Here is a 20,681-nt window from a genome sequence, read left to right as displayed (position 1 = left end):
CCGCAAGAATTACTTAGCGATTACCTTGCGACCGCGGTAGTAACCATCCGCAGTGATGTGGTGACGCAGATGAGTTTCACCAGAAACTTTATCTACAGACAGAGTGGTGGTGGTCAGAGCATCATGAGAACGACGCATACCACGCTTAGAACGGGTGGGTTTATTCTGTTGTACGGCCATGGACCTTACTCCTATTACTTACGCTTTAAACTGGCTAATACGGCAAATGGGTTTGGTTTTTCTGCCTCTTCAGGCAACTTTCCAAAGACCATGTCCGCGTCGGACACTTCACAGTGTTCAGAATCATGCACCGGAACCACCGGCAGTGCGAGGATGATTTCATCTTCAATCACCGCCAACAGGTCGATCTCGCCAAAATCATCGACATCGACCGGCTCGTAGGCTTCCGGCAGTGCCTCGGCCTGCTCTTCAGTAGAGACAGGACTGAAGCAATAGCTTACGTGGACCTGATGCGGAAACGGCTGGTTGCAGCGCTGACATAACAACGTTACCTGCACATCCGCTGTTCCTTGCAGAACGGCGAGGCGCTGGTTGTCAACCGCAAACGACATGGCACATTCCACATCACTGTCCACACTCACGACCGAGTCGGCCACGCGCGCCACCAGTTCAGGTGAATAAACGCCATGATAATCAAGGCGTTTTTGCGCGGCGCGTACCGGATCGAGCGTCAGGGGTAATTTTACCTTTTGCATAGGGCGCGAATATTAACTTTGTAACGTCATAGAGTCAAAGAAAAAGGCCGTTTCACGGCATCTTTCACCCGTTAGTCGCATCCAGTGCGGCGCACAGTTTAAAATGACTGTCACCTTTACGCTATCTATTCTGAAAAAAAATGATGACACCGCTGGTTTTAGCCTCAACTTCTCCGTTCCGTCAGGCTTTATTGAGCAAGCTTGGCCTGCCTTTTATCTGCGCGGCACCACATACCGATGAAGCACCGCTCCCCGGAGAGGCAGCGGAAGCGCTGGTGCAACGGCTGGCGCTGGCGAAAGCCCAGGCGCTGGCTGAACAATATCCGGATCGCTGGATCATTGGTTCCGATCAGGTTTGCCTGCTGGATGGCAACATCACCGGTAAGCCACATACCGAGGAGAACGCACGATGCCAGCTGGCTGCGGCCAGCGGCAAGGCAATCACCTTCTATACCGGGTTAGCGTTGATCCAGCCGCAGAGCGCACAACAATTTTTATGCTGTGAACCCTTTACGGTGCATTTTCGTGACCTGACTAAGGCAGAAATCGCCGCTTACGTCGCAAAAGAACAACCTTTGCAATGCGCAGGCAGCTTCAAAAGCGAAGGTCTTGGCATTTGTTTGTTTGAACGGCTGGAAGGACGTGATCCCAATGCGTTGATTGGCTTACCGTTGATTGCGCTGAATGAGATGTTGCGCGAGGCAGGCATCAACCCATTGAGTTGATGCCTGCCACGATCAGGCTTTTTTCTGGCGTAACTGCGCCAGACAATGCTTCAAAGCGCCGTCAAGCGGCGCTTCCATGCGCAGCGTCTCGCCGGTGTTCGGGTGAGTAAAGGTCAGCGCAGCGGCATGCAGGAACAGGCGAGAAAGCCCGGTCGATGCCAGCTGGCGATCAAATTCACGTTCACCGTAGCGATCGTCAAAGGCAATAGGATGGCCCGCATGTAGCGTATGAACGCGAATCTGGTGGGTACGGCCAGTTACCGGACTGGCTTTTACCAGGGTAGCAAAACCAAAGCGCTCCTCAACTTTGAAGCGTGTTTCGGAGGGTTTGCCTTCCGCACTGACGCGCACCACGCGCTCGCCACTTTGCAGGATATTTTTCAGCAACGGTGCCTGGACCACTTTCAGGTGTGAAGGCCAGTCACCCTGCACCAGTGCCAGGTAATCTTTTTGCATTCCCTTTTCACGCAGTTGTTCGTGCAGGGAACGGAGTGCTGAACGTTTTTTCGCCACCAGTAAAATACCGGAGGTGTCACGATCCAGTCGATGCACCAGCTCAAGGAAGCGAGCTTCCGGACGCAACGCACGCAACCCTTCAATGACGCCAAAGCTCAGGCCGCTGCCGCCATGCACCGCTGTGCCGGAGGGTTTATTCAGTACCAGTAAATAATCATCTTCATAGAGGATGGCATCCGCCAGCGAAGCCACTTTTTCCAGCTTGGGTGACAATGCCTGTTCTTCCCGCTCCGCAACGCGGACTGGCGGGATACGCAGTTCATCACCCTCTTCCAGCTTATATTCGGGTTTGATGCGCTTTTTATTTACCCGCACTTCGCCCTTACGCAGAATGCGATAAATCATACTTTTCGGCACCCCCTTCAAATGGGTGCGCAAAAAGTTATCAATTCGTTGTCCGGCATTTTCAGCCGTGATGGCGACAAATTGTACGCCAGGATTCTCAGTTTTCATGGCGGCGATTCTAAATAGTGTCCCTGGATAGCGCCACCCCTTTTTCTGTGCTTAACTCTCTCAGGTCGCTTGCTGAAACGGACGAAATGCTGTCTTTTTCAGCGTTGCGATGATTAGCCCTGCAAATGAACAGGTTAAGGATGAATAAACTTCACAGCTCGGCAAAAGTCGCCTTGCTATATGAAGGCTAGCAATGGAATAATGCAGGGGTTTCTGTCCTGGAAAGATTCAGGATGGAAAAAGAGCGAAATAAGTCATTTTGCCGGATTAAACGGACACGCAGCAATGGCGTAAGACGTAATGTTAAATCAGGCACTTAGCGGGCTGCGGGTTGCAGCCAGGACGACAGACTGGGATGTGTGGATTTTTGAATAATCGAGTAGCACTTCCACCTTCAGGCGCTGGATTTCCTTATGAAAAACAGGCCACCGACAAGATTTGCGCCCCTTTAGCCGCCGACAACCGTGAGGTTGACGTCAGTGCATTAATGACACGGGGCCATCGGTTGATTCTCGTCCAGGGTAACGATGCCCGCAGCTTTGTCACTCATGAGAGAATAACGAGTAAGTCAAGATGAAAAGAATGTTAATTAACGCAACTCAGCAGGAGGAGTTGCGCGTTGCCCTGGTTGACGGTCAACGTCTGTACGATCTGGATATCGAAAGCCCCGGACACGAACAGAAAAAAGCCAACATCTACAAAGGTAAAATCACCCGTATTGAACCCAGCCTGGAAGCTGCGTTTGTTGATTACGGTGCTGAGCGTCACGGTTTTCTCCCTCTGAAAGAAATCTCCCGCGAATATTTCCCCGCTAATTACAATGCGCACGGACGTCCCAACATCAAAGATGTGCTGCGTGAAGGCCAGGAAGTTATCGTTCAGATTGATAAAGAGGAACGCGGTAATAAAGGGGCAGCACTGACAACCTTTATTTCGCTGGCCGGTAGCTACCTGGTGCTGATGCCGAACAACCCGCGTGCGGGTGGTATTTCGCGCCGTATTGAAGGTGATGATCGCACTGAGCTGAAAGAAGCGTTGTCAGCCCTGGAACTGCCGGAAGGCATGGGTCTGATTGTGCGTACCGCGGGCGTGGGCAAATCTGCCGAATCGCTGCAGTGGGACTTAAGCTTCCGCCTGAAACACTGGGAAGCGATCAAGAAAGCGGCGGAAAACCGTCCGGCCCCCTTCCTGATCCATCAGGAAAGCAACGTGATCGTTCGCGCCTTCCGCGACTATCTGCGTCAGGATATCGGTGAGATTCTTATCGATAACCCAAAAGTGCTGGAGCTGGCACGTCAGCATATCGCTGCTCTGGGTCGTCCGGATTTCAGTAGCAAAATCAAACTGTACACCGGTGAAATCCCGCTGTTCAGCCACTACCAAATCGAATCGCAAATTGAATCCGCCTTCCAGCGTGAAGTGCGTCTGCCATCCGGCGGTTCTATTGTTATCGACAGCACCGAAGCACTGACTGCGATTGATATCAACTCCGCACGCGCCACCCGCGGCGGTGATATCGAAGAGACGGCTTTCAATACCAACCTGGAAGCCGCCGACGAAATCGCTCGTCAGCTGCGTCTGCGTGACCTTGGCGGCCTGATCGTAATCGACTTTATCGATATGACGCCAGTACGCCATCAGCGCGCGGTGGAAAACCGTCTGCGTGAAGCCGTTCGCCAGGATCGCGCGCGTATCCAGATCAGCCATATTTCTCGCTTTGGCCTGCTGGAGATGTCACGTCAGCGCCTCAGCCCGTCACTGGGTGAATCCAGTCATCACGTGTGCCCGCGCTGTAGCGGTACTGGCACCATCCGTGATAACGAATCGCTGTCGCTGTCAATTCTGCGTCTGATTGAAGAAGAAGCGCTGAAAGACAACACCAAAGAAGTTCATGCCATTGTGCCGGTACCGGTTGCCTCTTACCTGCTGAACGAGAAACGTGATGCGGTAAGCGCAATTGAGAAGCGCCAGGGTGGTGTTCGCGCCATCATCGTGCCAAACGATCAGATGGAAACCCCGCACTACTCCGTGCTGCGTGTGCGTAAAGGCGAAGAAACTCAGACGCTGAGCTATCACCTGCCGAAGTTGCATGAAGCAGAAATGGCGCTGCCTTCAGAAGAAGAACAGGCCGAGCGCCGTCGCCCTGAGCAACCTGCTCTCGCTGCCTTTGTGATGCCGGATGCACCACCTGCACCGGTTGAAGCGGATGAAGAAATCACGCCGGTAGTGAAAGCCGAGCCGAAAGCCAAAGCAACAGCAACCGCCGTCGCACCGGCAGCCTCAACCGGCTTTATGGCGCGCCTGCTGGGTGGTCTGAAGAAACTGTTTGTGGGTGACGCACCTGCTGCAGCGCCGGCGGCCAGTGAGCAACCGGAAAGTAAAGCTGCTGAAGGTGAAAACACTCAGCCGCGTGGCGAACGTCGCAACAACCGTCGTAATAACCGCCGTGAACGCACACCGCGCAACGGTGAGAATGCACCGGTACGTGAAGCACGTGACCAGCGTGAGCCACGTGAACAGCGTGAACCACGCGAAGCACGTGAGACCACGGAAAACCGTCGCAACAAACGTCAGAACGAGCCGCGTGAAGAACGTAGCCCGGTACAGAGCGAAGAAGCTCGCCAGCAGCGTGAAGAACAGCAGCAACAGCGCCGTGAACAGCGTGCTGAGCGCCAGCGTCGTCGTCAGGAAGAGAAACGTGCCCAGCAGCAGGAGCAGAAAGCCGCTGAGCCGATTGTTCAGGCTGATGTCGTTGATGAATCCGTTGCTCAGGAAGAAGAACGCGTTCAGGTGATGCCGCGTCGTAAACCCCGTCAGCTGACGCAGAAAGTGCGCTTTGGTGACGAAAACGCCGTAGCAGAAACCGTTGCGCCGCTGGTTAGCGAAACACCGGTTGAAACCACGCCGCGTGCGCCGCTCAATGAAGAACCTGAAGCGGTTAATGATGACCAGGATGATAACGAGAACCGTGATAGCGCCAATATGCCGCGTCGTTCACGTCGTTCGCCGCGTCACCTGCGCGTCAGTGGTCAGCGCCGTCGTCGTTATCGTGATGAGCGTTATCCGACCCAATCCGCCATGCCGCTGGCTACCGCCTCTGCATCGCCGGAAATGGCCTCGGGTAAAGTCTGGGTACGTTATCCGGTGGCTCAGCCCGTTGAAGAACAGGCTGTTCAGGATGTGGTAAACGAGACGCCAGACTACAGCCGTGAAGAGACCGCTGCTGCCGTTGCCCTGCCAGCCAGTGCTGAAGTGGCACAGGAAGTGGTTGCGGAACCGAGTGCCGAAGCTGTTGTACATCAGGCTGAACCGCAGGCGCACACTGAAGTGCCGGTGGTGAATACCGATGACACCAGCCCGATTGAAACGTCGGTCAATGAAGAACCGGCGGTGATTTCAGCGGCAGATGAAGTGATTGCGCAGGAAACAGCAGCACAGGCTGAACCGGTAGTTGACGTTGCCGCCGAAGTCGATGAAGCCGTAACCACCGCAGCTGTGGCTCCTGCTGAAGTGACGCCAGAAGTTGTCGCCCAGGTGGAAGAAGTGCTGGCTGCACCGGTCGCTGCAGACGAACCGCAGCAACCCGTTGCGGAACCTCAGGCTCCGGTTGCCGCTCGCGATGTCGCGCTGAATAACGCTGAAACCCGCTGGAAGCACTTTGCTTCAGCGCCGATGACCAAAGCACCGGCACCGGCATGGCAACCTGAACCGGTTCGCCACAGCGACTGGGTGCGTCCGCCGTTTGAGTTTGCAGGTCGTGGCTCGGCTGGCGGGCATAGCGCCACGCATCAGTCTACCGCTCCGGCAACCAAGCCGGAAAGCATCTAAGCGAACAGCTCTGAAACCAACCCCGGCCAGTCCGGGGTTTTTTATTGCCTGGTGTTCAGCAAGAATTACCGGCAAAAAAAATCCCACAGCCCCGGAGGGCAGTGGGAAAAAGCAAGCGCACCCGGTTTAAGTACGCTCAAATTTTCAGGTCAGTTACGAGTTAATCTGGAACAGTGACATCTTCGACATCTGGGTAAACACGGTATAGGACGCCTGCAAAGCCGTTTGTTGCATGGTATAGCTGGAGATGGCTGAGGTGTAATCCACATCCACCAGGTCACTCATCTGTGATGCCATAATGGTATCGCGGTCATCACCCTGTGAATCCAGCTTGTCCAGTTCATCCATCTGGGTCCCGATGGCAGAACGCACCGAAAGCACGTTGTTGAGCGAGTTGCTCAGGCCACGGTTGGTCTTGTCCATGGCGTCCTGGAAGGTCTGTTTGGTGGCATCGTCAGCGTTATCCTGCGGCACTTTCAGGGCCGCAATGGCGCTGTCGAGCATATTGAACAGGTTAGTTTCGCTGGCACTGCCATCCGGCTCTGCTTTGGCGTTGCTGGTAATCGACATAAACACCGAGGAACCGGTGTTGCCTACCGCCATGGTACGGCTGTCGTCCACTTTTTGGGTGATCGCCTGGGTACCGCCGACATAGGTGACGCCGGTGCCGGTATCAGAAAAAGGCGCGGTATCAGTTTTATAGCCAGCAAAGATATAGTTGCCGTTACCGTCCTTCGCATTGGCCTGTCCCAGTAACTGCGAGCGGATCCCTTCCAGTTCGGTCGCGATCGAGGCACGGTCATCATCACTCAGCGTACCCGTTGAACCCTGAACAATCAGGGTCTGCGCATCCTGAATGCTGCTGGTCACGCTGGACAGCGTGTTTTCTTCCATAGCCAGGCTTTGGTTCGCAAAGCTACGTGCTGTCGCGTATTGGGTGCTTTTCGCCTGTGATTGCGACAGCACCACCGCGCGTGAGGCGGCGATCGGATCATCAGACGGATTACTGACGCGGCGGCCACTGGAAAGCTGCTCACCCACTTTAAGCCAGGAGGATTGCGAATCTGTAATACCGCGCACCTGCTGGTTGAAAATCATATTCGTGCTAAGACGCATGGTTATTTATCCTCTTTTCTGCTTAGCTGATACTGCTGATCAGCGCATCAAAGATGGTGCTGGCAGTTTGTAGCACCTGCGCGTTGGCAGTGTAATATTGCTGATATTTGGTCAGGTTGGCGTATTCCTCATCGAGGTTAACGCCTGAGATTGACTGCTGACGATCGCTCAGCTGGTTCACCACGTTTTCCTGGGTGGTGCTTTTGGTTTCCAGGTTGCTGGTTTTGTTACCCACGGTACTTACCAGGCTGGCGTAAGCCTGAGTCAGCGTGGCGTTACCATTCACCAGATTGGCATCCTGCAAATCCATCATTTTCTGGGCGTTGGTGTTATCACTTTCACCACCGTCGGCAGTCCCCGCAGCGGCAATTTGTGATTCATCGGTGATGGCAACAGACATACCGCCAATCACGTTCTGCACCGGCTTGACCAGGAAACTGTCTTTGGCCGCTGGCGTGCCGCTTACCGTCAGTTGCATACCATCGAAACTCAGCGTGGTATTGCCACTGGCATCGGTTCCCTGCGTCGGGGTGACGCTGACGTTGTCCGAGTTACGCGTTACCGACCAGTTGCTGCCGTCATAGCTTACAGTGTAATTCGAGGCTTTCAGGGCACTGGTATCAGTCCAGGCGGCTGTCACGGTGGCGCTGGAGGTGTTTTTGGTGTTGCTCAACACTTCAGGGCTGCCGATGGTGAAAAAGTCAGTCCCCTGATCCCCGTTACTGTCGTAACCGGCTGTCTGTACGGCGTTGAAACTGGTGGTAAACGCTGCCGCCAGTTGGCCCAGTTGGTTCTGCGCGGTGTCCAGGTCCTGGGTACGAAACGCCAGCAGGCCACCAAGCGAACCGGTTGTCAGGGTTTTCTCAGGAATTTCTACGTTGCCCGCCAGCTTATCGACATAACCGACGGTGATACGTGACGGATCGCTGGTGGACGGCATCGCCACCAGCGTTGTGGTGTTTTTGCCATTGACCAGGGTGGTGCTGCCCATGGAGACGATGTAGCTGCCATCCTGCTGGGAAACGCTAACGCCAACGATATCATTCAGGCTATTGACCAGTTGATCGCGCTGATCGAGCAGGTCATTCGGTGCCGAACCGCCACCGGTGGTCAGCTTGGCAATCTGGGTATTCAGATCGGCAATTTGGCTGGTGTAAGTATTGATCTGGTCAACGCTGGAGGTGACATCGGTGTTGACGCTGCTCTGCATGTTAGTCAGGTATTGCGAGGTGGACTGGAACTGGTTTACCAGCCCCTGGGCATAACTCAGCAGCGACTGACGTGCAGAAGGATCGTTAGCATTGCTGACCACGTTCTGTACGTTAGTAAAGAAACTTTGCAGCGAATCGGACAGGCTGGTTGACGAGGTTGACAACAAATCGTCGATATTCGAAACCTGAGAATATTGCGTGTTGGCCGCCTGATAGGTGGCACTGGCACTACGCAGCTGCGCGGTGATGAATTGATCATACTCACGCTGTACACCGGTCACATTGACACCGTTGCCATAATAGCTGCTCCCGCTCAGGGTACTGTTCGCCTGTCCCAGGATGGTGGTCTGACGGGTGTAACCTGCCACGGTGTAGTTACTGATGTTGTTACTGGTGGTACTTAATGCGGCCTGTGCGGCGCTCAGCCCGCTCATCGCTGAGTTGATTATACTGGACATCTCGGTTCCTTAATTTCCCGTTCACCGGGCTGGCTGTCATCAGTGCGGTTACCAGGGCGTCAGGACGCCCAGGGTCTATGAAGGTTATCGGCGTGCTTAAGTGAAACTTGAGGCAAAAAAATCAGAACAAATTGGTTAAATCCTGGCTGTAGGCCTTCACTACTTTTTCGCCCATGTTTTTGAATTGCTGGATCATTCCCACCAATTTTTGGGCATATTTCGGGTCAGTGGCGTAACCGGCAGCCTGTAAAGCTTGTGCACCCTGCTCCGCGGTCTGAGCATTCGCCACCGCCGCATAGCGTGGATTGCTGGAGAGCAGTTTGACGTAGTCAGTCAGTGCTTCGAGATAGGAGCCATAGACGCGGAAGCTGGCGCGCACTTTTTTCGCTTCGCCATGGTCGTATTCGGTGGTCATGATGTCGGTGGTTTCACCTTTCCAGTCACCGCTGGCCTTGATGCCAAACACGTTGTAACTCGGCTTACCATCACGCGTCAGGATCTGACGCTGACCCCAGCCGGACTCCAGCGCAGCCTGCGCCAGAATCAGATGGTGTGGGATGCCGCTCTCGTCACTCGCCACTTTGGCGGGCTGCGCCAGCTGAGCGATGAAGTCGCTGCTGTCGCCAGACAAATTGCCCGGCGACACCGGCAAACGTGGCACCGCCTTGCGTACCATTTGCTCCAGCTGGAGCGGAGCCATGGCGCTGACAATAAAGCTGTTATCCAGCTTCATTGGCACCGTACCGGCGCTTTCATCCGGTTCCTGCGCGGGTTGCATCTGTTTAACGATGGTATCCGCCAGGCCAAGGCCGCGTTTCCCCATTTCCTGCGCAATCTGCTGATCGTACATTGAGGTATAAAGACGCGTTTGATCGTTGCTCAGCAGGCCATCCTGCGGCAGCGCCTCACGCATACTTTTCAGCATCATCTGCACGAACATCCCCTCAACCTGTTTCGCAACCTGTAAAGCCTTACCTTTCGGATCGAGGCTGGCCTCACGTTTCAGGTCATTGAGCGAGCGGCTGTCGTAAGCCGCATTCATCAGCGATTGCGTATCACTCATCAGATAATTTCCAGTTTGGCGCGCAGGCAGCCCGCACTCTGCATGGATTGCAGAATCGACATCAGATCAATCGGTGTCGCACCCAGCGCGTTAAGCGCACGCACCACGCTGTTGAGGTTGGCGCTGGCGTTGACGTGTTGCAGTGCCCCGCCACTCTGGCGCATATCGATCTGCGTCTGGGTGGTGGCTACCGTCTGCCCACCGGCCAGCGGCGTATTCGGCTGGCTGACGTTCTGCTGCTGATTGACCGTCACTGACAGATTGCCCTGCGCCACCGCACAGGTGCTCAGCGTAACTTCGCGGTTCATCACAACCGAACCGGTACGTGAGTTGATGATCACTTTGGCATCTTCCAGCGGGACGGAAACGTCAAGGTTCTGGATATCGGCCAGCAGACGGACTTGAGAACTGTTGTTCGGCGACACCCGAATCTGCACGGTACGGGCATCCAGCGCCTGAGCGTAGCCGTAGCCACCCCGGTTGATGGCATCCGAGATGCGCTGTGCCATGGTGAAATCTTCGTTGTTGAGTTGCAGGTTGATGGTGCTCTGGCTGCCAAAATTGCTTTGCAGTTCACGCTCCACCGTGGCCCCACCGGTAATGCGGCCACCATTAAGCTGGTTGACCTGCACGCTGCTGCCGCCAGCCGCCGCACCGGCACCGCCCACCAGAATGTTACCCTGCGCCAGCGCATACACCTGGTTATCAACGCCTTTCATCGGCGTCATCAGCAGCGTACCGCCGCGCAGGCTTTTGGCGTTACCCAGTGACGACACCACCACATCAATGGTTTGTCCCTGGCGCGCGAAGGCAGGCAGTGACGAGGTGACCATCACCGCCGCGACATTTTTCAGCTGCATATTGGTGCCGGTCGGTACGGTGATCCCCAGCTGTGACAGCATGTTGCTGACGGTTTGCGTGGTAAACGGCGTTTGCGTGGTCTGGTCACCGGTACCGTCCAGTCCCACCACTAAGCCATAGCCAATCAGCTGGTTGTCGCGCACGCCCTGCACGGTGGTCAGATCGCGGATGCGGTCAGCATGCGCAATAAGGCTGAAACCGAGCAGCATGCCCAGGCCCAGACGCAGCAGAGTGTTCATTTTCATCGTAACCTCTTACATCGGCGAGATGTTCAGGAAGAAGCGCTGGAACCAACCCATGGTCTGCGCCTCATTGATATAACCATTACCGACGTACTCAATACGTGCATCGGCCACAGCGGTTGACAGCACCGCGTTGCTGGCGCTGATGGTGCGGGGGTTAACCACACCGGAGAAACGAATAAATTCGGTTCCCTGATTAATTTCGATCTGCTTCTCACCCACCACACGCAGGTTGCCGTTCGACAATACCTGATTAACGGTGACGGTGATGGTGCCGGTAAAGGTGTTGTTGGCGGTTGCGCCCCCTTTGCCGGTAAAGTCGTTTTTGCCTTCGCCGTCGAGACCGACTTTCTCGCCGCTCGCGCCGACCAGACCATTCAACCCGGTAGGTACCGTGGTCAGGCCAAAGCTGCCACTGCCATCGCGGCTGGCATTCGCCGAAGAGCTTTTGCTGGCGCTGACGTTTTCCTGCAAGGTAATCGTCAGGGTGTCGCCAATATTACGTGGGCGGCGATCTTCAAACAGTGGCTGATAACCATAGTTAAGCGGCGCAACACCCTGGAAAATCGAACCATTGACCACTGGCGGCGCAGAAGGCGTTGGCTCTGCCGTTGTCGAGCCTTGTACCAGTGGTGTGCGTGGGACCAGCGCACAACCGTTTAATGTCAGCAGCGATAACGCTACCAACCAATGACCAGGCTTGAGAATCACTTGCTTCGCCACGGGGTTCTGACCTTATTCATGTTCTTAATCAGGCCAGCCAGGCTGGCCCAAAGACACCAGATTTATAACTGGGTTAACTTCTGCAGCATCTGATCGGAGGTGCTGACCGCTTTGCTGTTGATCTCATAAGCACGCTGCGTCTGAATCATCGACACCAGTTCTTCCGCCACGTTAACGTTTGAGGTTTCCACATAGCCCTGATACAGCAGACCGGCACCGTTCTGACCCGGCGTACTTTGGGTCGGCGCGCCTGACGCCTGTGTTTCCTGGTAGAGGTTTTCACCCAGGCTGTCGAGACCGGCATCGTTCATAAAGGTGCTGAGCGTCAACTGGCCTACCTGTGTCGGGTTGGTCTGCCCCTGCACCGTCACATCCACCACGCCATCGCGTGAAACCGTAATGGCGGTGGCGTTAGCCGGAATGGTGATGCCCGGCTGTACCGGATAACCGGCGTTGGTCACCAGCTGACCGTTCTGATCCACCTGGAATGAACCATCACGGGTGTAAGCCGAGGTGCCGTCCGGCATCTGCACTTCAAAGTAGCCCTGACCATTGATTGCCAGGTCTTTTGAGTTGCTGGTCTGCGACAGGTTGCCCTGGGTATGCAGACGCTCAGTGGTCACCGGACGCACACCGGTACCGATCTGCATGCCCGACGGTAAGGTGGTTTGTTCGGATGACTGCGTACCTGGCTGACGTACGGTCTGATACATCAGGTCTTCAAATACCGCACGCGAACGCTTAAAGCCGTTGGTGCTGACGTTCGCCAGGTTGTTGGCGATGACGTCCATGTTGGTTTGCTGGGCGTCAAGGCCGGTTTTCGCAATCCATAAAGAACGAATCATTGTTTTATCCTCGGCCTTAACTGCTCATGTTGAGCAGCTGGTTGGCTTTTTGTTCGTTTTCATCGACGTTGGAGATGACCTTCATCTGCATCTCAAAACGCCGGGCGTTGGCGATCATATCGACCATGGTTTCCACGGGTTTAACGTTACTGCCCTCAAGAACCCCGGGTGATACCTGCACCGTGGTGTCTTCTGCCAGTGCCGCCCCGCGTGTTGCCTGGGTTTGTGCCGTGGGACGGAACATGCCGTCGTCACTGCGTTGCAGCTCCTGGCCGGTGGCGGTGACCAGCTTCAGGCGACCAATCTGTACCGTCGCATTGGGAGCATCACCTGGGTTACGCGAGGTGATGGTGCCATCCGTTGCGATAGTCAGCTCTGCGCCCTGCGGGACCGCAATCGGCCCGCCATCGCCCATCACGGGATTGCCCTGGATTGTCAGGATGCCAGTGGAACTGATTTGAATGTTGCCGTTGCGGGTATAGGCTTCGCTGCCGTCGGCGGTGCGTACCGCCAGCCAGCCGTCCTGCTGCACCGCCACGTCGAGCGCGCGACCGGTATTGTCCATCGCCCCTGCAGTCATATCGGCACCCGGTGTAGAGGCCGTCACCAGGGTACGCGTCGGCAGCGACCAGCCATTGACCGGCACCGCGCGGTAGGCTTCCAGCTGGGCACGAAAACCCGGGGTGGAGGCGTTGGCGAGGTTGCTGGCCGTGACGGACTGCTGCTCCAGCGTCTGGCTGGCGGCTCCCATCGCGGTATATATCGCGTGATCCATAATGCAATCCCGTTAGTGAATTAACGTAAGTTGACCAGGGTGTTGAGGATCTGGTCCTGGGTTTTGATGGTCTGCGCGTTCGCCTGATAGTTACGCTGTGCGACGATCATATTTACCAGTTCTTTACTCAGATCCACGTTAGAGGCTTCCAGCGCGCCCGCAGTCAGCGAACCAAAAGTACCGGTACCGGCGGTACCATTCGCAGCCTGACCTGAAGAGCTGGTGGCGCTCCAGACGTTGTCACCTTCTGACTGCAAACCTTCCGGGTTGGAAAAGCTGGATAACACAATCTGTCCCAGCAGCTGAGTTTGCTGGTTCGAGTAAGTCCCGGTGATGGTGCCGTCGTCGTTGATGGTGTAGGTGGTCAGGTCGCCCGGCGCATAGCCATCCTGAGTCGGGTTGCCGAAGGTGGTGGTGCCGGTGTTCTGCTGCAGGCTGCCCTGCATGCTCAGGGTGATGCTCTGCGCGGCCGCAGCACCGTTGGAGCCATTAATGCTCAGTGCCACCGTGGTCGCACCGGTTACGCCACCCACGCTGGTGAGGTTACCGCTGGTATCAAAGGTCAGATCAAAATCACCCGCTGAAGTGCCAGTGGTGGAGTCAATTGCGTGCACGGTCCAGGCATTATCACCGGTTTTGACGTAGTACATATCGAGGGTGTGATCGTTACCCTGCGAGTCGTATACCGTCATGGTGCTTTTGGCGTTGTAGCTGTCGACGTTGGACGCGTCAAAAGTGGTGACGGTCGGCGTGGTGCTGGTGGAGTTAAGGTTCGCCACCTGCGTTGCGGTGGTGGTGGCTTTTGCTGACATCTGCGTGGTAGGAATGCTCAGCGCCACCGGGTTAGCACCGGTCTGAATCGTTGCCGGTGAACCGCTCGCCGGATAGCCAGTCACGAACAGGCCCTGGGTATTCACCAGATTACGGTTTTCATCCAGGGTGAACTGACCGTTGCGTGAGTAGTACACCGCACCGCTGCTGTCGGTCATACGGAAGAAACCGTTGCCGCTCAGCGCCACATCCAGACCACGGCTGGTGGTGGTGGTGGTACCGTCGTTGAAGTTCTGGATCACCGCCGCCACCTTGGTACCCAGGCCCACGTTAGAACCGGCAAACATGTCGGCAAAGGCGATGGTACTGGATTTAAAGCCCGCTGTGGCAGAGTTGGCGATGTTGTTACCAATCACGTCAAGGTTACTGGAAGCAGCACCCAGGCCGCTCACCGCTTGGGAAAAAGACATATTAATTGCTCCTGGTTACAGGTTTATCAGAGGATCTGACGAACATCATCAAGGGTCGCGGTCCCCATGGTGCCGAGGTCCAGTGTTGCGGTGTCATCCGTTGTGCTGACGCCACTGACGTAGGCGTAATTCAGCGGCTGAGCCACCAGTTGGGTGCTGCCATTGCTAGCGGCAATGGAAACGGTATATTTGCCGTCCGGTGCCGTAGAGCCATCGGTCAAGGTGCCATCCCATGAGAAGGTGTGAACGCCGGAAGACAGCGCACCCAGGTCAATGGTACGTACCGTGGCACCACTTGAATCTTTAATGGTGGCGGTGGTGGCGGTTGAAGCCGTGGTCAGTGACACACCAAACGGCGTGGTTGTCCCGCTGCCCACCAGGATCTGGCTGCCATCCACCATCACGCCATGACCAATCAGCGTGGAGCTTTGCAGGCTCTGACTGGTGCTGATCTGCCCGGAGATGGAACCCAGTGTGGTATTGAGTTTTTCAATGCCGCTCAGGGTGTTGATCTGTGCCAGCTGTGTGGTGAGCTGGCTGTTATCCATCGGGTTGGTCGGGTCCTGGTTCTGTAACTGCGTCACCAGCATGGTCAGAAACTGGTTCTGTAAATCCTGCGCACTGTTACCGGTGCTGCTACTGGAGGAGCTGAGGACTGTGGGGTCCAGATTTTCGTTAACGCCTACCGCGATACCCATTGTGTTTCTCCGTTACTGACCCATAGTCAGCGTTTTCATCATCATTGATTTCACGGTGTTCAGAACCTCAACGTTGGCCTGATAGCTACGTGAAGCTGACATGGTGTTCACGGTCTCGGCCACCACGTCCACATTGGGCATCTTGACGTAACCTTTCTGGTCGGCCATCGGATTGCCCGGGTCGTACACCAATTTCGCCGGGGAAGGATCGTTCACCACGCCGGCCACTTTCACGCCACCGGTAGCCATACCCGGAGCGGCATCCGTCTGGAATATCACCTGTTTCGCCACATAGGGCTGACCATCCGGCCCGGTGACGCTGTCGGCGTTGGCCAGGTTACTGGCGCTGACGTTCAGGCGCTGCGATTGCGCCGTCATAGCCGACCCGGCGATATCAAAAATATTTAGCAATGCCATACTTATTGCCCCTGCAGAACGCTCATCATGCCTTTAATTTGGCTACTGATGAGGGTGAGATCGGTTTGATATTTCAGGCTGTTATCGGCGAACTGCGTACGCTCCCGGTCCATATCCACGGTGTTGCCATCCGCGGCAGGCTGATCGGGAATGCGGTACAGCAGGTCCATTGATGGCTGTGCGTTGCTCTGGGCTTCAATGTGACGTGCCGATGTCACATTCAGCGCCAGACTGCTGCCATCAGCGCGACCATTTTCCATCACCTTGCTGAGCTGGCTGGCAAAGTCGATATCCCGGGCCTGGTAGCCTGGGGTATCGGCGTTGGCAATGTTGGATGCCAGGATTTCCTGACGCTCCGCCCGCAGGTTGAGGGCTTCTGTACCAAATCGCAGCGCGGCATCGAGTTTGTCGAGCATGCTTCCTCCGCGAATGAGAATTTCGAGCTGACAGCTTAATTGGGTAAAAGCAAGGGCTATCGTCTGAATAGCGCCAAAAACACGGGCTATTTTTGACATTGAATTTTTCGCGCGAGGAGTAGACTCAGGGCCATCTTCAGTCAGGAGGCGTGTGATGCGCAGATTTCCAACCTTACTGTCCTCACTTTTACTGGTGCTGGCATTGCCTGGTCATGCCGCGCAGCTTGATGCGCAATTGACGCAATTCTTCAAGGCGCGCGATCCGCAGCACGCGGCAGGCATCAATGTGGTGATTCGCACGCCAAAAGAGCAGTGGCCAGCCTGTGATGCGCCGCAGTTTCTGTTACCCGGCAATAGCCGTCAGTGGGGTAATATGAGCATCGCCACCAATTGCGGACAGAACCGGCGCTATTTACAGGTTCAGGTGCAGGTTACCGGGCAATATCTGGTGGCAAATCATCAGTTGATGCGGGGTACCAGCGTCAGTGCCAGTGATTTCCGTCTGCAATCCGGACGGCTCGATTCCCTGCCGGCACGCACCCTGTTCAGTGCGGAGAGCGTCAGTGATGCCATTGTGATGCGTGACATCACGCCAGGTCAGCCGGTCACCGCCACCATGGTGCGCCTGCCGTGGCGGGTGAAAGCCGGGCAAAATGTGCTGGTGGTTGCCAGCGGTAATGGTTTTGATGCCAGCAGTGAGGGTCGTGCACTGAATAATGCGACCACTGCGCAGATGGTGCGGGTACGCATGGGAAATGGTCAGGTCGTCAGCGGTCGGGTTGGCGAGGATGGGAATATTCTTATATCGCTATAAAGCGCTAAAGAACCCTGTTTTTCTGCCGATAGTGAAATCAACAATGAAATTACCCTATGCTGACTCAGTTGGCTTATCCCCGACTGACTTTACAGGAGCAAGACCATGAGCATCGACAGAACCCAGCCATTACAACCGGTTAGCACTGTTCAGACCCGTGACAGCAATGACAACAGCAGCAAAGTGCGTCAGAGCAGCACGGCAACGACCACCAGCACCAGCGAGAGCGGTTCACAGGTGAAACTGAGTGCAGCCCAGTCACAACTGATGCAGCCAGGCAGCAGTGATATCAATACCGCTCGCGTTGAGCAGCTGAAAACCGCCATTCGCAATGGCGATCTGAAAATGGATACCGGCAAGATCGCCGACGCGCTGATCGCCGATAACAAGGCGTATTTAGAGGGTAATTAATCCCGATGAACAATCTGTTGACCACCTTAGATAAGATGCAGGAAGTGCTCTCCTCACTGAGCGAAGTGATCAATGAGGAGCAGCAACAGCTGGGTGCCGGTCTGATTAACGGCAACCTGTTGCAGCGCATTACCGAAGATAAGAGCGCGCTGCTCTCGACGTTGAACTATCTGGACGAAATGCGCCGGACGACCGAGCAGAGTAGCGGCACCCAGGCACCTTATCGTGGTCACAGTGATATGTCTCGCCGCTGGAACAATATTCAGCAGCATACGCAACGCCTGCGTGATGCCAATACGCACAATGGCTTGCTGTTGCAGCAGCAAATTCGCTTTACTGATGAGGCGTTAACGGTACTTAAACCCCATCAGACCCAGGCATTTTACGGTCCGGACGGATTGGGCAAAGGTCAGGCGACGCTGAGTCGCAAAGGGTAACCGTTCGGGACGGAAAAAAAGCCGCCGCGTAGATTTACGCTGGCGGCTTTTTTTATGCCACGGTGTCCCTGCACGATCCCGTGGCGGCGCGATTTATCGCGCAATGTCCGTAAAACCCGCGCGATAAATCGCGCCGCTACAGAGTCCGGCGGGCAAAATCGCGCGGGCGGAAGCCCAATACACCCAGCATCACAAAATACGCCCCACCACCGACGGCACAGACTCCCGCCAGACGCAGCAAGCGCCACCACATATGCCCCTCTTCCCAGGCAGGCATCACATACAGCAAGCCCAGCAACGCGGCAGCCATCGCCAGCACGGCAATCAACAGACGCAATAAAAAGCTAAACCAGCCCGGCTGCGGCTGAAAAATCTGTTGTTTACGCAGTTGCCAGTACAGCAGCGCCGCATTCAAACAGGCTGCCAGGCCAATCGACAGCGACAGCCCCGCATGCTTCAGCGGACCAATAAACGCGAGGTTCATCAGCTGCGTCATGACAAGCGTAATAATGGCGATCTTCACCGGCGTTTTAATGTCCTGACGGGAATAGAAACCCGGTGCCAGCACTTTGACCACAATCAGCCCCATCAGCCCGACCGAATAGGCCACCAGGGCGCGCTGCGTCATGGCGGCGTCAAAGGCGGTGAATTTACCGTACTGGAATAACGCAATGGTCAGCGGACCTGAGAGGATACCGAGCGCCACGGCACTGGGCAGCGCCAGCAGACAACACAGACGCAGGCCCCAATCCATCAGACGGGAATATTCATCGTGATTGCCGCTGGAAAAACTTTTCGCCAGTGACGGCAGCAGAATAGTCCCCAACGCTACGCCCAACACGCCGGAAGGAAACTCCATCAGACGATCGGCGTAGTACATCCAGGAAACCGAACCGGAAACCAGAAATGAGGCGAAGATGGTGTTGATAATCAATGAAATCTGGCTGACTGAGACGCCCAGAATCGCCGGTCCCATCTGGCGCATCACCCGCCAAACGCCCGCATCACGCAGGTTAACGCGCGGTAGCACCAGCATGCCAATTTTCTTCAGATGCGGCAGTTGATAGAACAACTGCAACACCCCGCCCACCACCACAGCCCACGCCAGCGCCATCACTGGCGGATGGAAGTGCGGCGCGGCAAAGAGCGCAAAACCAATCATGCTGATGTTCAGCAATGTTGGCGCAAAGGCAGGCACGGAGAAACGGTTCCAGGTATTGAGAATCGCCCCGGCCAGCGACGCCAGCGAAATCAGCAGGATATAAGGAAAGGTGACGCGCAGCAGCGAACTGGTTAAGGCAAATTTGTCCGCGGTATCGGCGAAGCCCGGTGCGGTAATCACAATCACCCAGGGCGCGGCAACCATCCCCAGCACCGTGACCAGCGCCAGCACCAGCGTTAATAACCCGGAAACATAAGCCACAAACACGCGTGTGGCTTCATCGCCCTGCTTGCTTTTGTATTCAGCCAGAATAGGCACGAACGCCTGAGAAAATGCCCCTTCGGCGAAAATTCGTCGCAGCAGATTAGGCAGTTTAAAGGCAACAAAGAAGGCGTCAGTCGCCATCCCGGCGCCAAACACCCGCGCCACAATGGCATCGCGGGCAAAGCCCAGCACGCGGGAAAACAGGGTCATTGAACTGACCGCTGCCAGCGATTTCAACAAATTCATAATTGGCGGCGCATCCTGAAAAGTGTCGGATAAATGAGCAACTTAGCGCGGACATCCTCAGATGCCCGGCGATAGTCTACTGCCACGACGGGAAATGACCAGCATTGAGTGTTACAAGGAATTATTCCCGCTCAGCATCGCGCCACAATTTCTCCACCAGCCGCTGCGCCACCAGCGCCTGTTCACCGCTGGTTTCAGGCATCGTCTGATTTTGCACGCACTGAATAAAATGGTGGGCAGCGCCGCTAAATCCACGCTGGGTAAGATGACTTTGCCACGCGGCAGGTGCCTCCAGACGCAGGCCCGTGCGATTCTCCTGCTGCCAGTCACGCATTTCGGCGATCTGGATATAATCGCCGTCGCAGACAGCCGTCACCACTTCACGCTGGGTGCCCGCGCGACGATGCATGCTGGTGGTGATTTGTAAGCCTCCGGCAGAGAAGTGATGTTCGGCATACAACATGGCGCCCTGCTCATTGGTCTCAATATGACCATGCTGACGTGTCAGCTTGCCACCCGCCAGCCACAGCGCGGTATCCACCACATGCAGATAATCATCCAGCAGGGTAAAACGTAAATCCTGCGGCCCGACGCTGTCAGCGCGATGCTTCTCAATACGCAGTGACGCTGCACCTGCCATCTGCGCCTGCAACTGCTGATAACGTGGCGCAAAGCGACGATTAAACGCCACCATCAGTTTGCGCTTGCGCTTTTCCGCCAGCGCCACCAGCGCTTCCGCCTGTTGCAGGGTTTCTGCCAGCGGCTTATCAACGCAGACATCTTTATCCGCCAGCAACAATGCTTTCACTACCTCATAATGCGAAGCGGTGCTGCTATGGACGAACACCGCATCACTGGCGGCGGCCAGCGCATCCAGCGTGGCAAAATAAGGTATGCGGTAGCTGTCGCAGATGGGCTGTGCTTTGGCCTGATTGGGGGAAAAGGCCCCGGCCAGCTGCCAGCTTTCTGCCTGAGATAACACGGGCAGCCAGGCTTTTTGTGCAATGCCACCCAAACCCACGATTCCGATACGCAACGTCATG

Annotated in this window: 21 protein-coding genes; 5 read left to right on the top strand and 16 right to left on the bottom strand. The window is 55.7% G+C overall.

The window, feature by feature from the left end; all coding sequences use genetic code 11:
- Positions 1 to 9: 9 nt before the first annotated feature.
- Both rpmF and yceD read right to left on the bottom strand, forming a co-directional pair.
- On the bottom strand, positions 10 to 180 hold the full coding sequence (rpmF, locus tag HA50_RS07760) for a 50S ribosomal protein L32 (RefSeq protein ID WP_013508656.1): 171 nt from the start codon (positions 178 to 180) through the stop codon (positions 10 to 12).
- 14 nt (positions 181 to 194) lie between these two features.
- Positions 195 to 716 (bottom strand): 23S rRNA accumulation protein YceD, encoded by a 522-nt coding sequence (gene yceD, locus HA50_RS07755; RefSeq protein ID WP_084873883.1) that lies wholly within the window; start codon positions 714 to 716, stop codon positions 195 to 197.
- A gap of 143 nt (positions 717 to 859) precedes the next feature.
- Here yceD and HA50_RS07750 point away from each other — a divergent pair, with 143 nt between their 5' ends.
- A complete protein-coding gene (locus tag HA50_RS07750) occupies positions 860 to 1,441 on the top strand; it encodes a Maf family protein (RefSeq protein ID WP_208617311.1) in 582 nt (193 codons plus the stop codon).
- 12 nt (positions 1,442 to 1,453) lie between these two features.
- On the opposite strand, the gene rluC is transcribed toward HA50_RS07750, so the two are convergent.
- Positions 1,454 to 2,410, bottom strand: coding sequence for a 23S rRNA pseudouridine(955/2504/2580) synthase RluC (gene rluC, locus HA50_RS07745; protein WP_084873881.1), 957 nt, complete (start codon positions 2,408 to 2,410; stop codon positions 1,454 to 1,456).
- 573 nt (positions 2,411 to 2,983) lie between these two features.
- Here rluC and rne point away from each other — a divergent pair.
- On the top strand, positions 2,984 to 6,238 hold the full coding sequence (gene rne / locus HA50_RS07740; RefSeq protein ID WP_084873880.1) for a ribonuclease E: 3,255 nt from the start codon (positions 2,984 to 2,986) through the stop codon (positions 6,236 to 6,238).
- A gap of 153 nt (positions 6,239 to 6,391) precedes the next feature.
- Here the strand turns inward: rne and flgL are convergent, their stop codons facing one another.
- From flgL to flgB, 11 genes are all read right to left on the bottom strand, one after another.
- Positions 6,392 to 7,354, bottom strand: a complete 963-nt coding sequence (gene flgL, locus HA50_RS07735; protein ID WP_084873879.1) for a flagellar hook-associated protein FlgL — start codon at positions 7,352 to 7,354, stop codon at positions 6,392 to 6,394.
- Positions 7,355 to 7,376: 22 nt separating this feature from the next.
- A complete protein-coding gene (gene flgK / locus HA50_RS07730; protein WP_084873878.1) occupies positions 7,377 to 9,023 on the bottom strand; it encodes a flagellar hook-associated protein FlgK in 1,647 nt (548 codons plus the stop codon).
- A gap of 121 nt (positions 9,024 to 9,144) precedes the next feature.
- The gene (gene flgJ, locus HA50_RS07725; protein WP_084873877.1) at positions 9,145 to 10,086 is read right to left on the bottom strand and encodes a flagellar assembly peptidoglycan hydrolase FlgJ; all 942 of its coding nucleotides are present in this window, start codon (positions 10,084 to 10,086) and stop codon (positions 9,145 to 9,147) included.
- Positions 10,086 to 11,192 (bottom strand): flagellar basal body P-ring protein FlgI, encoded by a 1,107-nt coding sequence (locus tag HA50_RS07720; RefSeq protein WP_084873876.1) that lies wholly within the window; start codon positions 11,190 to 11,192, stop codon positions 10,086 to 10,088. The genes flgJ and HA50_RS07720 overlap by 1 nt, the downstream gene beginning before the upstream one ends.
- Positions 11,193 to 11,201: 9 nt before the next feature.
- Positions 11,202 to 11,912: a flagellar basal body L-ring protein FlgH gene (locus HA50_RS07715; protein ID WP_084873875.1), complete on the bottom strand. Its 711-nt coding sequence runs from the start codon at positions 11,910 to 11,912 to the stop codon at positions 11,202 to 11,204.
- 62 nt (positions 11,913 to 11,974) lie between these two features.
- Positions 11,975 to 12,757: a flagellar basal-body rod protein FlgG gene (gene flgG, locus HA50_RS07710; RefSeq protein WP_084873874.1), complete on the bottom strand. Its 783-nt coding sequence runs from the start codon at positions 12,755 to 12,757 to the stop codon at positions 11,975 to 11,977.
- Positions 12,758 to 12,773: 16 nt separating this feature from the next.
- Entirely contained in the window at positions 12,774 to 13,532 is a 759-nt protein-coding gene (locus tag HA50_RS07705; RefSeq protein ID WP_084873873.1) for a flagellar basal body rod protein FlgF, read from the bottom strand.
- Positions 13,533 to 13,552: 20 nt separating this feature from the next.
- On the bottom strand, positions 13,553 to 14,773 hold the full coding sequence (gene flgE, locus HA50_RS07700; RefSeq protein WP_084873872.1) for a flagellar hook protein FlgE: 1,221 nt from the start codon (positions 14,771 to 14,773) through the stop codon (positions 13,553 to 13,555).
- 26 nt (positions 14,774 to 14,799) lie between these two features.
- Positions 14,800 to 15,471, bottom strand: a complete 672-nt coding sequence (gene flgD / locus HA50_RS07695) for a flagellar hook assembly protein FlgD (protein WP_084873871.1) — start codon at positions 15,469 to 15,471, stop codon at positions 14,800 to 14,802.
- 12 nt (positions 15,472 to 15,483) lie between these two features.
- Complete coding sequence (flgC, locus tag HA50_RS07690) at positions 15,484 to 15,888, bottom strand: flagellar basal body rod protein FlgC (protein ID WP_084873870.1); 405 nt, start codon at positions 15,886 to 15,888, stop codon at positions 15,484 to 15,486.
- 2 nt (positions 15,889 to 15,890) lie between these two features.
- The gene (gene flgB / locus HA50_RS07685) at positions 15,891 to 16,304 is read right to left on the bottom strand and encodes a flagellar basal body rod protein FlgB (protein WP_084873869.1); all 414 of its coding nucleotides are present in this window, start codon (positions 16,302 to 16,304) and stop codon (positions 15,891 to 15,893) included.
- A 154-nt stretch (positions 16,305 to 16,458) separates the two neighbouring features.
- On the opposite strand from flgB, the gene flgA reads away from it, so the two are divergent.
- From flgA to flgN, 3 genes are all read left to right on the top strand, one after another.
- Positions 16,459 to 17,118, top strand: coding sequence for a flagellar basal body P-ring formation chaperone FlgA (gene flgA / locus HA50_RS07680; protein WP_084873868.1), 660 nt, complete (start codon positions 16,459 to 16,461; stop codon positions 17,116 to 17,118).
- 105 nt (positions 17,119 to 17,223) lie between these two features.
- Entirely contained in the window at positions 17,224 to 17,529 is a 306-nt protein-coding gene (gene flgM, locus HA50_RS07675) for a flagellar biosynthesis anti-sigma factor FlgM (RefSeq protein ID WP_084873867.1), read from the top strand.
- A 5-nt stretch (positions 17,530 to 17,534) separates the two neighbouring features.
- Positions 17,535 to 17,966, top strand: a complete 432-nt coding sequence (flgN, locus tag HA50_RS07670; protein WP_084873866.1) for a flagellar export chaperone FlgN — start codon at positions 17,535 to 17,537, stop codon at positions 17,964 to 17,966.
- Between the two features lie 136 nt (positions 17,967 to 18,102).
- On the opposite strand, the gene murJ is transcribed toward flgN, so the two are convergent.
- A complete protein-coding gene (murJ, locus tag HA50_RS07665) occupies positions 18,103 to 19,638 on the bottom strand; it encodes a murein biosynthesis integral membrane protein MurJ (RefSeq protein WP_084873865.1) in 1,536 nt (511 codons plus the stop codon).
- A gap of 121 nt (positions 19,639 to 19,759) precedes the next feature.
- Complete coding sequence (locus HA50_RS07660) at positions 19,760 to 20,680, bottom strand: Gfo/Idh/MocA family protein (RefSeq protein WP_084873864.1); 921 nt, start codon at positions 20,678 to 20,680, stop codon at positions 19,760 to 19,762.
- Between the last annotated feature and the right edge of the window lies 1 nt (position 20,681).

This window comes from Pantoea cypripedii, from assembly GCF_002095535.1.
GTDB classification, from domain to species: Bacteria; Pseudomonadota; Gammaproteobacteria; order Enterobacterales; family Enterobacteriaceae; genus Pantoea; species Pantoea cypripedii.
This window is presented reverse-complemented; position numbering and strand designations above follow the sequence as displayed.